Source organism: Achromobacter sp. UBA2119 (genome assembly GCF_002331005.1).
Taxonomy (GTDB): Bacteria; Pseudomonadota; Gammaproteobacteria; order Burkholderiales; family Burkholderiaceae_B; genus Achromobacter; species Achromobacter animicus.
On sequence record NZ_DCYD01000019.1, the window covers coordinates 1 to 12140 of the forward strand.

At 62.2% G+C, this 12140-nt stretch carries 11 protein-coding genes; 4 read left to right on the top strand and 7 right to left on the bottom strand.

Going from position 1 to position 12140, the window contains the following annotated elements:
• Nucleotides 1-324: 324 nt before the first annotated feature.
• From B3098_RS23485 to B3098_RS23510, 6 genes are all read right to left on the bottom strand, one after another.
• Entirely contained in the window at nt 325-1236 is a 912-nt protein-coding gene (locus tag B3098_RS23485) for an alpha/beta hydrolase (protein WP_349677769.1), read from the bottom strand.
• Nucleotides 1205-2248 carry a MerR family transcriptional regulator gene (locus B3098_RS23490; protein ID WP_286899320.1) on the bottom strand — a complete coding sequence of 348 codons (1044 nt, stop codon included), beginning with the start codon at nt 2246-2248 and terminating at the stop codon, nt 1205-1207. The genes B3098_RS23485 and B3098_RS23490 overlap by 32 nt, the downstream gene beginning before the upstream one ends.
• A 38-nt stretch (nt 2249-2286) precedes the next feature.
• Complete coding sequence (locus B3098_RS23495; RefSeq protein WP_278484538.1) at nt 2287-3156, bottom strand: class I SAM-dependent methyltransferase; 870 nt, start codon at nt 3154-3156, stop codon at nt 2287-2289.
• A gap of 983 nt (nt 3157-4139) precedes the next feature.
• The gene (locus B3098_RS23500; protein ID WP_286899322.1) at nt 4140-4802 is read right to left on the bottom strand and encodes a hypothetical protein; all 663 of its coding nucleotides are present in this window, start codon (nt 4800-4802) and stop codon (nt 4140-4142) included.
• Between the two features lies 1 nt (nt 4803).
• Nucleotides 4804-5610 carry a hypothetical protein gene (locus tag B3098_RS23505; protein ID WP_286899323.1) on the bottom strand — a complete coding sequence of 269 codons (807 nt, stop codon included), beginning with the start codon at nt 5608-5610 and terminating at the stop codon, nt 4804-4806.
• Between the two features lie 398 nt (nt 5611-6008).
• Nucleotides 6009-7187, bottom strand: a complete 1179-nt coding sequence (locus tag B3098_RS23510; RefSeq protein WP_286899325.1) for an alpha-hydroxy acid oxidase — start codon at nt 7185-7187, stop codon at nt 6009-6011.
• A 154-nt stretch (nt 7188-7341) separates the two neighbouring features.
• Here B3098_RS23510 and B3098_RS23515 point away from each other — a divergent pair, with 154 nt between their 5' ends.
• From B3098_RS23515 to B3098_RS23530, 4 genes are all read left to right on the top strand, one after another.
• Nucleotides 7342-8241 (top strand): LysR family transcriptional regulator, encoded by a 900-nt coding sequence (locus B3098_RS23515; protein WP_175136421.1) that lies wholly within the window; start codon nt 7342-7344, stop codon nt 8239-8241.
• Nucleotides 8242-8372: 131 nt separating this feature from the next.
• Nucleotides 8373-9041 (top strand): RraA family protein, encoded by a 669-nt coding sequence (locus B3098_RS23520; protein ID WP_286899326.1) that lies wholly within the window; start codon nt 8373-8375, stop codon nt 9039-9041.
• Complete coding sequence (locus B3098_RS23525) at nt 9038-10081, top strand: hydroxyacid dehydrogenase (RefSeq protein ID WP_286899327.1); 1044 nt, start codon at nt 9038-9040, stop codon at nt 10079-10081. Before B3098_RS23520 ends, B3098_RS23525 begins: the two co-directional genes overlap by 4 nt.
• Before the next feature lie 72 nt (nt 10082-10153).
• Nucleotides 10154-11143 carry a Bug family tripartite tricarboxylate transporter substrate binding protein gene (locus B3098_RS23530; RefSeq protein WP_286899330.1) on the top strand — a complete coding sequence of 330 codons (990 nt, stop codon included), beginning with the start codon at nt 10154-10156 and terminating at the stop codon, nt 11141-11143.
• Nucleotides 11144-11194: 51 nt separating this feature from the next.
• Here the strand turns inward: B3098_RS23530 and argC are convergent, their stop codons facing one another.
• Complete coding sequence (gene argC, locus B3098_RS23535) at nt 11195-12127, bottom strand: N-acetyl-gamma-glutamyl-phosphate reductase (RefSeq protein ID WP_286899332.1); 933 nt, start codon at nt 12125-12127, stop codon at nt 11195-11197.
• Between the last annotated feature and the right edge of the window lie 13 nt (nt 12128-12140).

Below are 12140 nucleotides of genomic sequence, written 5' to 3' on the forward strand. Positions count from 1 at the left end.
GAGTTTTCACACAGCCTCGGCCAGAAGCAGACATTGCCATTCGTGCTCGAAAGCGATCGTTCGATCCCCTACTAAAGCGGATAGTTACACGAGCAGAAGATGGTAAGACCGCCCGCCTAAATATTCGTTAGGTCTTTCACCAATGGGGAACCTTCAGTGTTAGAAGAGAGCAAAATTAGAGACGTGGATGACGCCGTGTGGTCAAGCCGTGACTGGCGTGGCAAAGGCAGTTCCTGTCTATCAGGGCGTGTGCAGCCCGCTTCACAGGAAGTTCGTAAGCACTTCAGACCGTAGCGAAGACCGTCCATGTTGCGTTGGCTCCTGTCAGCCCTCTGGTATGGGACTACGGCGAAGCCATTTCGCAACGACGCCCGCGACTGTGGAAGCACGCTCGACCATGACCATGTGCCGCTCACCCTTTATCAGGTGCAACGTTGCGTCAGGTATTCGACCGGCCGACCGCGCCATCGCGCCCACACCGAAAAACTGGTCATCCTCCCCACCGATTACCAAGGTTTTTGCCTGAACGCACGAAAGCCAATCAGCGCGCTCGAGGGGAAGTTCCAACAGAGCGTTCAGGTATCGAACAATCGTCTGGGGGTTTCCCATTCCGTGCGCTAAGCGCCTCCGACTAAGAGATAGCGCGATGATTAACAATGCATTGCGCCATGGACGCCGAAAGATCGTGGTGAAGCTCTTCATCAGACCGACGTAATTTCCGGCCAACACGTTTGATAGCTGCTCGCGGATCAAATCTTTGCCGGGTTCGCTAAGCTCATGAGCGCTTGAAATGAGAACGAGCCGCTTTACGATCGCAGGGTTATACGACGCGATGCGCGTTGCCACGATGCCTCCAAAAGAGATACCGACTAGCGTGGTAGGCCCATAACGTCTGCCGATGAGCTTCGTTAGCCGGTCCGCGAGTGCGGGCAAAGCCGCGTTTCGTTCTGCTTCTGGATATCCTAATAACGCGAATGAAGCGTTCGGTGGCAGGACTCGTGCAATTCGCCGAAGGTCGCGATGCAAGCGGCGTGGAGTCTGACGCCGCATGAACCCTTGACCACCGTTGATTACGACAAATTCGGGTGGCATATCGCCGACGTGGGCGCAAGGAACTCCGTCTTCTGCGAAGGTGTGGATTTTGCGGCTGGCTGCAAACGGCCTAACGCCGCGCCGACCGACTATTGAGTCAATGAACATGTCGTCATGTACCAGGTGTTCGATAGTTCCGGTCATCAGAGACCGACGCGACAGCCTTTTTAAGAAAGGTCAGTAACCGGGGATGGAGCCACGTGCCAACGCGCAGTTCCTCTTCAGACGACTCCGCATAACGCATGGCTCGAGAGGCCGCTTCGTCCAACGCGAGCTTGCCTCTCATGCCTATCCAGAGCTTGGCCGCACTCTGCACATCGGCGTTCGTGACTGCGCAACGAGCGTTTAAAAGCATCTCGAGTCTGTGAAGCAAACCGGGCCATTCCCGCATCACGCCGATGTACGAGCCGCGCAGATGTTTATATGCGGCCGGTGCCAGATGCTTCCGATAGAACGACAGCCGATGCTCACAGAAAGCACACAAGATGTACTCGGCCAGCTCCGGGCTGAAGCCAGTGTTGGCAAGGTTGCGCCCCTGCGCCGTGAGCAGACTGTCCACCCTCACGAACATTCCAGCATTCGACCGAGTATCCTTTTCTAGCTGCAATATCCAATTGCGTGCAGCCTGACGGGCGGTAATGGCGCGTGCGGACAATCCCTTCTCAAATAGGGCCCGGAGCACATCCAGCCGCACCTGCCAAGCCGCTGCGAACCTCCCGTTACTCCCAAGTAAAGGCAAATTTCGATCATCATCACTGAGATGTCGGCGATAAATGGCCATGGCCTCCAATGTGTGGAGGCAAGCCGCCTCGGACGGCTCTCCGTCCTCAGCGAGGGCGCGCTGCAATCTTTCCAGCTCCAGACGGAGCTTTTTCTGACGCAATATTTCGGCGTCGACACGGGCGAGCTGTGCAGACAGGACCGCAGGAGTGGATAGCATTCCGCCCTCAAGGATCTGGCGGATCTCATCTAAAGGAATGCCCAGTTCCCGCAGCCCCACAATTTTGTTGAGTCTTCGGACGTCCTCCGCGTCGTATAGCCGATAACCCACGTCGGAACGAACAGATGGCTTCAACAGTCCAAGGCTGTCGTAGTGGTGCAAGGTGCGCACCGAGAGTCCTGTCCGCTTAGAAAGATCGCCGACCTTTAGCCGCACGGGTATGCCTCCTCATGAAAAGACTGCCTGAATAAGCGCTAGCCAACCGTGGCCCGATACAGGCGCAAGCCACCGCCAACCGTTTGAAGGCCATCGCGCCGCCTCCAGAAGTACCGGGTGTTGATGGCATCAGCGTCCAGGCATTCGACGTCACCGAAGCCGTCGGAAAACAGCGTCTTCGTTAAGTCCACTGGGTCAAAATCACTTAGCCATGGCTCACCAACAGCGGCGAATGACCGAGCGGCCATGTCATCCATCCATTGTTCTATCGGCGGAAGGGACTCGCGTGGAACACGCGCATCGAACACAATCTCACTTTGGGACGGATAAAGAGAAACCTGCCGGATTAAGGCTAGAGCAACGTGGGTCTCCAGATAGGGGAGCACGCCCAGGCAGCTGAAGAACGTGGGCAGCGCTGCGTCAATTCCCTGGTTGTGAAGGAGCTCGCACAGACTCACCTCAGAAAGGTCCGCCGGCACAAAGGCGACGTCAGGCGGAACTGTGACGCCACTCTCTTCGAGGCGCTTCAATTTCCATCGTTGTGATTCCGCCCGATCTAACTCAACGCACTTGACGCCCGCAGGCATTCGAAGGGACAAAGTGTCCAGGCCCGCCCCAAGGATCACAACCTGACGCACACCGGCACCTATGGCCAGAGCAACTCTATCTTCGACGAGCCTGCTGCGCGCAACTATGGCGGCACGCATGGTACGTAGCATGGGTGCGTTGTATACGTAGGGGTCCGCGATCGTCTTCCGTGCCAACTCGCTGCCCAGCACATCGAACGCGTGCTTATCGTGCAGGATGGTAGGCTCATCAAGGAGCTGGTGAGTCGCTCGAGCCAAGGCCATCGTGAGCGCAGACCAGCGGCGCGGGTCACTGTCGAGAACGTTATTTTGCTTCATCATTCAACTCCGGTTGGATTGACCATAACGAAGGATCAACCCTGCCGTAGCGTGAGGGTCAAGTCGAAACGTGATTGCCGAGGTATCCGAGAACGAAGCTGGAAAGCACGGTTTGATGCCGACAGACGTCGACCACCTGCGGGCCACTATCTGCCAATCGCGGCGCATAAGTAGTCTGCTCTTCATTAACTCTCGACTGTTTTATGGCTTCTCCTCGCCCCGTTCGGGGCGCTGAGAAGCAACCTTACCTCTAGTTTTGACCTGTACGGAAATTCCGGGGGCAGGTCATTGTCCATGGGCCGAGCGCCTCGAGCCGCGAGCCGAGTGGTCGCAGCGAGGCGGGTCGTCATCGGCCAGTCGACAAGGACGGCTCTCGGCCAGGAGCAGTCGTTCGATGGAGCAGGTTCGAATGACCGCTCCCAATCTAGCGGTAGGCCAAAGTTCAGGCACACATCTTCGCGCCGATGACGCTGAAAGCGTATGTCGAAGCAGCAACGCTAGACGTCGTCATCAACAAGAATAAATATTGGACGCCGCGCTCTGAGAGAGGGTGCTCAACTATTTCCTGAACCGCGACATCACGTAGCCAATTGGCACAGGCTTGAATTGCCGGTTCTTCACCTTACGACGTTGCTCGGAAATTGGCCGAAGCACGTGTCTCATTGCGCGCGCGGCAGGATGCCGCTGACACGCGCTTTGTGGCCGGACTGCCGGCTCAAAAGGTGTTCGCTGGCGGAACACAGGCGCGCTATTTTTGGAAGGGGTATTACCCCCGTTTCGAGCAGGGGCGACATACCGACTTTGGGCGTGACAAAATGGACCGCGTTCCGGCCGATAAGCGTGGGGAGTTCTTGACCGTGATCCTGACGGCCATGAGAATCGCGAGCGACGTGCAAGACAGGTGAGTAATAAGCTTGCTGCAAACACGGCCCGTTTTAGGCGACGGGCGTATGGAAAGCGAACAGGCTAGTCTGCCTGTTCAAGCCTTACTCAATACCGGAAAAAAAGGCGCACTGCCCCGGAAACCCAGGTCGTGCGTCACATGCCTTCAAGCATCCCGCCTTTCCCCCTGGAAACTTGGCCGCAACCGACATACCAAACCCATAAGTCGGCGTAGTCACATCAAACCGGCTCTCGCAAACCTTCTTCGCGCTATAAGCAAACGTCATCGCCTCGCGCCGCCCGTTGACCGCGAACGACACCTGGAAGCTGTTCATACTGCTCCACCCTGCCCTAGGCAAAACCACGAACCGGTATTGCGTAGCATCCAGGCGCTCACCAAAGATCTTCAATTGCGCGGACGTGGTCCGCGTCGTAGGCGATGGATACGGCAAGGCCAGCAACGTCCGCGGATCCCCTACCACGCCCAAGTCGAAACCCACGCCCTTCTGATAGAACGGAACCTCGATACTGGGATAGCCGGAATATTCCACTCGCTTTACCGTCGACCCGTACTCCAGCGTCCGAGGCTCGTAGTCCGGCGCCCGTGCGAACGCCACGTCCAGCGTCATCATCACGTCCGCCGGATTGGCGTCTTCGGTGCGGACATGTTTTTCATACACGTCGGCGTTGCTTGCGCAGCCGGCAAGTGCCGCCGTGCACACGAGCGCCAGCCACCGCAACCCACTTACCGCGGAAATCGGCGTCATCTCATTGGTCCTTGCGCGGTTGAACGGGCAGCGCGACGGAATGCAACCCCTGCCCAACAAATTGCCAGCCGCCCTTCCCTTCTTGCCATCGAAAATTCCGGTTGATCCATTCCGCCTTCAGGTTGTCGTAGAGCCGCCGCTGGTCGATATGCTTACCTTCGTCGAGCGCCTTGCGCGCACGTGCGGCGCTTTGGTCCCACGCCGTTTTGAAAGCATCGCGCTGCATTGCCTTGGTGAATGGGACGCTGGCGTACGGCCCTTCGTCCGCCACGCTAAGGCGGATCTCGTTGTCGAGCAGCACGGCGCCATGGCGATTGTCTGGCGAGACCGACACCAGTACCGGGGTCGACTGCAGGCGCTCCTTGGGTTGCAGATGTTCAAACCACAGCACCTTTCCCGTCGACGTCACGAGCGCCCGCGAACCGGCGGTGAACAGCAGCAGGTCCTGACGACCGGGCTGCGCCAGACCCATGTCCGGGTCGCGCACATCGACGGAGGGACTCAGCACTCGCGCGAGCGGCGTGTCGTTCTGCACTGCGATAAGGATGGTGCCCACGCCCATGAAATCGTTCGAGACCGCCAGGAGGATCGGCTGGCCGCCTTGGGTTGGACCCAGCGCCCTGACGTGCGCGAACTTGTACGCGTTCAGAGGCCGGTATGGCTTGCCGCGGAATGTGAGCTGGTGGAGGGTCGAAGCCGGCTCGCCTACCAATTCAAAGTCGCCGCCTAGCGGCGCCAAGCTGTTCGAGGAGGAGTCAGTGACCGTTGCTGGCCTTGCCTGCGCGTAGGCCACTATCGGCAGCGTCATGAATAGCGACAGCCCTAGCGCGACGGTCGTGCATATCCGCGCAAGGCGGGGATCCGGTGGAACTGTTTTCGTAGGAGGCAGCAAAACGGCATCGGCGGCGGCGCCGCACATGAGAGTGATGCGGGCATTCTAGGTCAAATGCACTATCCGCAGCAGGATCGCCGCCCAATGCCCCCCGCGTCACCTTCCACCCAATCCTATATGACCAGGTGTCCGAATCGGCTGGACGCGCTGCGGTACGCCAAACCCATTTCGGAACAGGCAACGCCAGGCGATTTACCTTTTGGCGATCTCGCGCACATATCAACGCCTGGGCGACATATCAGCGCTTGCGCAACACATCGGCGCTTGCGCAACACATCGGCGCTTGCGCAACACATCATCGCCCGCACAACATATCAGCGCCCGCGCGACACACCATCCCCCGCGCGCTGCAGAAACTCCACGCCCAACTCCTTCAAATCAACCACCCCCAACAGCCCCATATTGCGCCGCACTTCTTCGGTGATAAGTGCGATCGCGTGCGCCACGCCGCGTTGGCCGGCCACCGTCGCGGCATAGTTGAACGGACGGCCGACGAACACGCAGCGCGCGCCCAGGGCCATCGCCTTCAATACGTCCGTGCCTCGACGCACGCCGCTGTCCAGCATCACTTCCATGGGACCCGCGGCATCCAGGATGGCGGGCAAGGCGTGCAGGGGCGACACACTGCCGTCCAGTTGGCGCCCGCCGTGGTTGGAGACGATGATCGCGTCCATGCCCGTCGCGCGCGCGGCGCGCGCATCGTCCGGATGAAGAATTCCCTTCAGCACCATGAGCCCTTTCCAGCGACGGCGGATGGCCGATACATGCTGCCAGTTCAGGTGACCTCGGTCGGAAAAGTCCCGCAGCACGCTGGACGACATGATGGGCGCGCCGCGTGTGGCGTAGTTGTTCTCGAAGTGCGGCATGCCGTGGCGCGCGAGCGTTCGCAGGAACGTGCCGAACAGCCATCGCGGGTGCGTCACCCCCTCCCAGGCGAGGCCGAGGCTGGGCCGTAGCGGCGTGGAGAAGCCTGCCCGCACATTGTTCTCGCGGTTGGCGGCGACGGGCGTATCTACCGTTAGCACCAGCGTGTTGACGCCGGCGGCTGCCACGCGGTCGATCAGCGCGGCGATCTGCGCATCGTCGCCGGGAAGATACGCCTGAAACCAGGTGTCCGGCGCCGCTTCCATCACGGTCTCCAGGCGGATGAGCGACGAGCCGCTCATGATGCAGGGCACGCCGGCCTCGGCTGCCGCGCGCGCCAGGACGACATCGCCGCGGTAGCTGGAGATCGCCGAAATGCCCATCGGGGCAATGCCCACGGGCGCCGCATAGTCGCGGCCGAGCACCGTACACCGTGTGCTGCGCGCGGACACGTCCACCAGCACCTTCGGCCGGAAAGCAAATTCCGCAAACGCCTCGCGATTGGCGCGTTCCGATTGGCCGTCTTCGACAGCGCCCGACACATAAGCGTAGATGGGTGCGGGCAGAAGCGCTTTGGCTGCGGGTTCGAAGTCGTGCAGGCTGAGCATGCGGCGCAGGGGATCGGACATGTCTGGCTCCTCCGGCGGCCACTGCGGGGAGTGGCCGTCTATTGTTTTTTCGATATCGCGGGGACTATAGGCGCGCCCCCCGTTTGAATAAAGTGACTTTATCGAACGCGTTTCATACACTTTTGTTCACTCTCGATGTTGACCAGTCTACCCAATGACGCTAAAGCAACTTGAAGCCTTCTACTGGGCCGCCACGTGCAAGAATTTTGCGATCGCCGCGAATCGTCTCAATATTTCGGTTTCGTCATTGTCCAAGCGCATTGGCGAACTGGAATCATCGATCGGCGCTGAGCTCTTCAGCCGCAGCGCGCGCAGCGCGACGTTGACAGCGCTGGGCGAACAACTGGTCCCGCATGCCAAGGATCTGCTGCGCAACGCCGACCAGTTCATGCAGCAGGCCAGCAACAACCTCAGCTACTCGGGCCGCTGCCGGTTTGGCGCGGGCGAACTGACGTCGCTGACCTGGATGGCCAAGCTGATCGAAGTCATCCAGCAGGCCCACCCCAACCTGCTCGTCGAGCCATTTGTGGGCGTCGGCGAATTGGTCGAGCGCGGTCTGGAGGAAGGAGAACTGGACTTCGCCGTGATCGCCGGCCCTTCGTCCCGCCCCGCCATCGCGTCCCGCGTTATCGGCAGCGCGCAATTCGAATGGGTCGCTGCGCCAAGCGCCGTGACGAATCCCGCCGCGGTCACCCCGGCCGACCTGCCAGGCCTGACGCTGATCACGCTCCCGCAAAGCTCGGGCGCCATCCGCATTCTCGATGACTGGCTCACCGAGCAGCGCGTGTCGCCCGGCCGCAACCAGTGTTGCAACGGCTGGGGCGGCATTGCCGCCATGTTGCAGCAAGGCCTGGGCGTGGGCTTCCTGCCATCAGCGTGGGCCGGCATCCTGATCGAAAGGGGCCACTTGCGACCCCTGCCGGCATTTCCGCCGTTGCGCCCCCTCACCTACACCTTCCAATGGCGCCGTGACGATACCCGGCCGATGCTTGAAACCCTGCGCGCGCATGCCGAGGCGTGCCTGGATTTCCACGCGCCCACCGGCATGATCTGACCGCGAAGCACGCTGACCCCGCTTGCCACCGTTTCTAAAAAGCGTTGTTTCCGCAGTCAAATTATTCGCTTTATCTCCGGAATATGCGGGCGTAGAGTCGCCACAAACACCCACTCTGGAGACGAGGCGACATGCCGGATTTTGGATTTACCCTGGACGACTGCCCGCCCGGTCCCAGCCGCGAGACGCTCGCGGCTTACCAAGACCTGGCGGTGGCAAACATCAGCGATGCGATGAGCCGCAGCACGGGCACGTCGTCCTTGCGACCCATTCACCGGACGCGCCGGATCCTCGGCCGCGCCTTCACGGTGCGCACCCGGCTTGGCGACAACCTGATGGTGCACAAGGCCATTGATACCGCGCAGCCCGGCGATGTCATCGTGGTTGACGCGGGCGGCGACATGACCAACGCCATCATTGGCGAAATCATGGTGGGTTGGGCTGCCAAGCGCGGCTTGGGCGGCTTTGTCATCGACGGCGCCATCCGCGACAGCGAAACCATCGGCGAGGGCGATTTTCCCGTCTATGCCCGCGGCGTCGCGCATCGTGGTCCTTACAAGGACGGCCCTGGCGCCATCAACGTGCCCGTCACCGTAGATGGCATGGTCGTGATGCCCGGCGACCTGCTGGTGGGTGACGCCGACGGATTGCTGGCCATCCGGCCTGACGAGGCCCCGGCCATCGCAGAACGCGTTCGCGCCATCGCCCAAGCCGAGGCGCAAGTCCTGAAGGACATCGAGCGCGGCACGCTGGATCGCAGCTGGGTCGACGCGGCCCTGAAGTCGCGAGGCGTGCTGTGACGACCGCTACGCCCCGCCACCCGGCACGCCTTTGCAGGCTGGATCTCTGGCTCAATCCGGTGTTCGACGAGATCATCGGCGCCACGCCCGGGATCACGTTGTCGGTGCTTCCTGCGACCGGCGACGACGCCCGCACGCTGGCCGGCCTGAAGACCGCCCACGCCTACCATGTGTCCGCGGCCAAGGATGAGCTGCCGCGCCAGTGGTTCGTCAACGCCGAGTTGATCGCGCAATGCCCGGATCTGGTGTGCGTGTCGTCGGGCGGCGCGGGTTACGACACCATCGACGTGGCGGCCTGCACCGCGGCCGGCATCGCGGTCGTGAATCAGGCCGGCGGCAACGCGGAATCCGTGGCCGAACACACGTATGCGCTGCTGCTGGCCGTGCAACGGCGAATTGTCGAATCGCACAACCGCCTGCGCCGGGACACGGGCTTTTCCCGCGAAGATCTGATGGGCCATGAAATCCACGGCAGCGTCATCGGCCTGGTAGGCATTGGCACGATCGGCACCAGCGTCGCCCGTATCGCGCAAGGCTTCGGCCTGCGCGTCATCGCCCACGATCCGTTGCTGGACGCCGCGACCATCCGCAGCCGTGGCGCCGAACCCGTCGGGCTGGATGAGTTGCTGTCGCAATCGGACATCGTGTCGTTGCACTGCCCGCTAGACGCATCCACGCGAGGGTTGATCGGCGCGAAAGCCTTTGCGGCGATGAAACCGGGCGCGGTGTTCGTTTCGACGGCGCGCGGCGGCATCCACGACGAGGACGCATTGCACGACGCGCTGCGTAGTGGGCATCTGCGTGGCGCGGGGCTGGACGTTTGGGAACAGGAGCCGCCCGATCGTTCTGCCCCGCTGCTGGCTCTGGACAACGTGGTCGCCACCTTCCACACCGCGGGCGTCACGCACGAGGCGCGCCGCAGCGTCGCCCGCTCATCGGCGACGCAGCTTGCCGCGATGCTGCGCGGCGATCGGCCGCCGCAACTCGTGAATCCGGAGGTGTGGCCGCTGGCCGCCAAACGTATCGCCACGCTGACATAACAACGCGGCACACGCGCGGGTCCAGATACAAAGGCCGGCGCGGTAACCGCCAGAACCCCTGAGGAGACAACCATGCAACAACAAAACAAGCGCCGCACGCTGCGCACTCTGGCCACCCTGCTCGCGAGCGCCGCAATGTTCTCGGGCGCCGTGCAGGCCGCCGGCTATCCGGACCGACCGATCAACCTGATCGTGTCATACGGGCCGGGTGGCGGCACCGATCTGGTGGCCCGGATGATGGCCCCCTACCTGCAGAAGCACCTGGGCGGTGACGCGCGCATCGTCGTGCTGAACCGGCCGGGCGCGGGCGGTGCAATCGGCTTTGCGGAACTGGCGCGCGCGCAGCCGGACGGCTACACCATCGGCTTCATCAACACGCCAAACCTGTTGACGATTCCCATCGAACGCAAGACCGCCTTCACCTGGCAGAGTTTTGACCTGCTGGGCAATCTGATCGATGATCCCGGCGCCTTCACGGTCCTGAACGACAACCCGGTCAAGAACCTTGCGGAATTGTCCGCCTACGCGAAGAAGAATCCGGGCAAGGTTACCGTCGGCACCACGGGCACGGGGTCGGACGACCACCTGGCCATGCTCCGGTTCGAGCGGGCGTCGGGCACGAAGCTCAGCCACATCCCGTACAAGGGCGCAGGCGAGGTGCGCGGTGCGCTGGCAAGCGGCGAGATCACGATCGGCGCCATCAACGTGGGCGAGGCGCTTCAATACCAGAAAGGCGGCACGCCGCTGCGCTTCCTGGGCCAGATGGGCAACACGCGCTCGGCCGCGCTGCCGGACGTGCCCACGTTCAAGGAACAGGGCTTCGATTTTGAACTGGCTTCGCTGCGCGGGCTGGCCGCGCCCAAGGGGTTGCCGGACGACGTGCGCACGAAGCTGGTCACGGCGGTCAAGCGTACGGTGGACGATCCGGAATTCCAGGCCAAGGCCCGGGAGATGTTCGCGCCGCTGCGTTACTTGCCGCCCGCTGAATATGCGAAAGAGCTGAAGGCGGGCGAAGCGCAGTTCCAGCAGCTTTGGAAAGAAGCGCCCTGGCTCGACAAGTAGAGATGTGTGCCCGGGGCGGCGGCCGATGGCTCGGCCCCGCGGCCATCGGCGTCAACGCATCGCCGCCAGCATCAGATCCAGATTCTGCACCGCCGCGCCCGAGGCGCCTTTGCCCAGGTTGTCGAACACGGCCGTCAGCAGCACCTGGCCGTGCTGCGCATTGCCGTAGACGCCCAGGCGAAGATCGTTCGTGCCGTTCAGCGCCTCGGGATTCAGGTTCGTGTGCGCGGCGGCCTCGTCGCGCGGCACGACCTGCACGTGCTTCGCGCCGGCGTAGTGCTGTTGCAGGCATTCGTGCATTTTTTCGGCATCCACACCAGCAGGCAGCAGGCGCAGGTGCAGCGGAATCGTCAGGACGATGCCCTGGCGGAAAGCGCCATAAGACGGCACGAAAACGGGACGCTGCGTGAGGCCGGCGTGCCGTTCGATCTCGGGGGTGTGCTTGTGCCCCAAGCCCAGACCGTAGACCTGAAACGCGGGACCGCGCGGGCCATCCGCGCCTTCATAGGCATCTACACTGGCCCGACCGCCACCCGAGTAGCCGGACACCGCGTTGATGACCGCCGGATAGTCGGCGGGCACAAGGCCGGCCTGGACCAGCGGCCGCAGCAGCGCAATGGCGCCGGTGGGGTAGCAACCCGGGTTGCTGACCCGCAGCGCGTGGGCGATGCGCTCGGCCTGGCCATCGCTCATTTCCGGAAACCCGTACACCCAGCCCGCATCCGTGCGATGCGCGGAACTGGCGTCGATGATCCGCACCTTGGGATTGACGACGGACGCGGCTGCCTGGCGCGCGGGATCGTCGGGCAGGCAGAGGATTGCGATGTCGCTGGAATTGATCGCATCAGCGCGGCGCTGCGGGTTCTTGCGGTCGGACTCGGGCAGCGTCAGCAGTTGCAAATCGCTGCGGCCGTTGAGCCGTTCGTGGATCTGCAGACCGGTCGTGCCCTGGTCGCCGTCGATGAAAACAAGTGGTTGGGTCATGATGCTGTCCGGG

What these genes read in the sequence shown, in the direction of transcription:
- B3098_RS23530 (WP_286899330.1), top strand. Translation starts at nt 10,154, where the DNA reads ATGCAACAACAAAACAAGCGCCGCACGCTGCGCACTCTGGCCACCCTG.
- argC (WP_286899332.1), bottom strand. Translation starts at nt 12,127, where the DNA reads ATGACCCAACCACTTGTTTTCATCGACGGCGACCAGGGCACGACCGGT.
- B3098_RS23510 (WP_286899325.1), bottom strand. Translation starts at nt 7,187, where the DNA reads ATGTCCGATCCCCTGCGCCGCATGCTCAGCCTGCACGACTTCGAACCC.
- B3098_RS23485 (WP_349677769.1), bottom strand. Translation starts at nt 1,236, where the DNA reads ATGACCGGAACTATCGAACACCTGGTACATGACGACATGTTCATTGAC.
- B3098_RS23520 (WP_286899326.1), top strand. Translation starts at nt 8,373, where the DNA reads ATGCCGGATTTTGGATTTACCCTGGACGACTGCCCGCCCGGTCCCAGC.
- B3098_RS23500 (WP_286899322.1), bottom strand. Translation starts at nt 4,802, where the DNA reads ATGACGCCGATTTCCGCGGTAAGTGGGTTGCGGTGGCTGGCGCTCGTG.
- B3098_RS23505 (WP_286899323.1), bottom strand. Translation starts at nt 5,610, where the DNA reads ATGACGCTGCCGATAGTGGCCTACGCGCAGGCAAGGCCAGCAACGGTC.
- B3098_RS23495 (WP_278484538.1), bottom strand. Translation starts at nt 3,156, where the DNA reads ATGATGAAGCAAAATAACGTTCTCGACAGTGACCCGCGCCGCTGGTCT.
- B3098_RS23515 (WP_175136421.1), top strand. Translation starts at nt 7,342, where the DNA reads ATGACGCTAAAGCAACTTGAAGCCTTCTACTGGGCCGCCACGTGCAAG.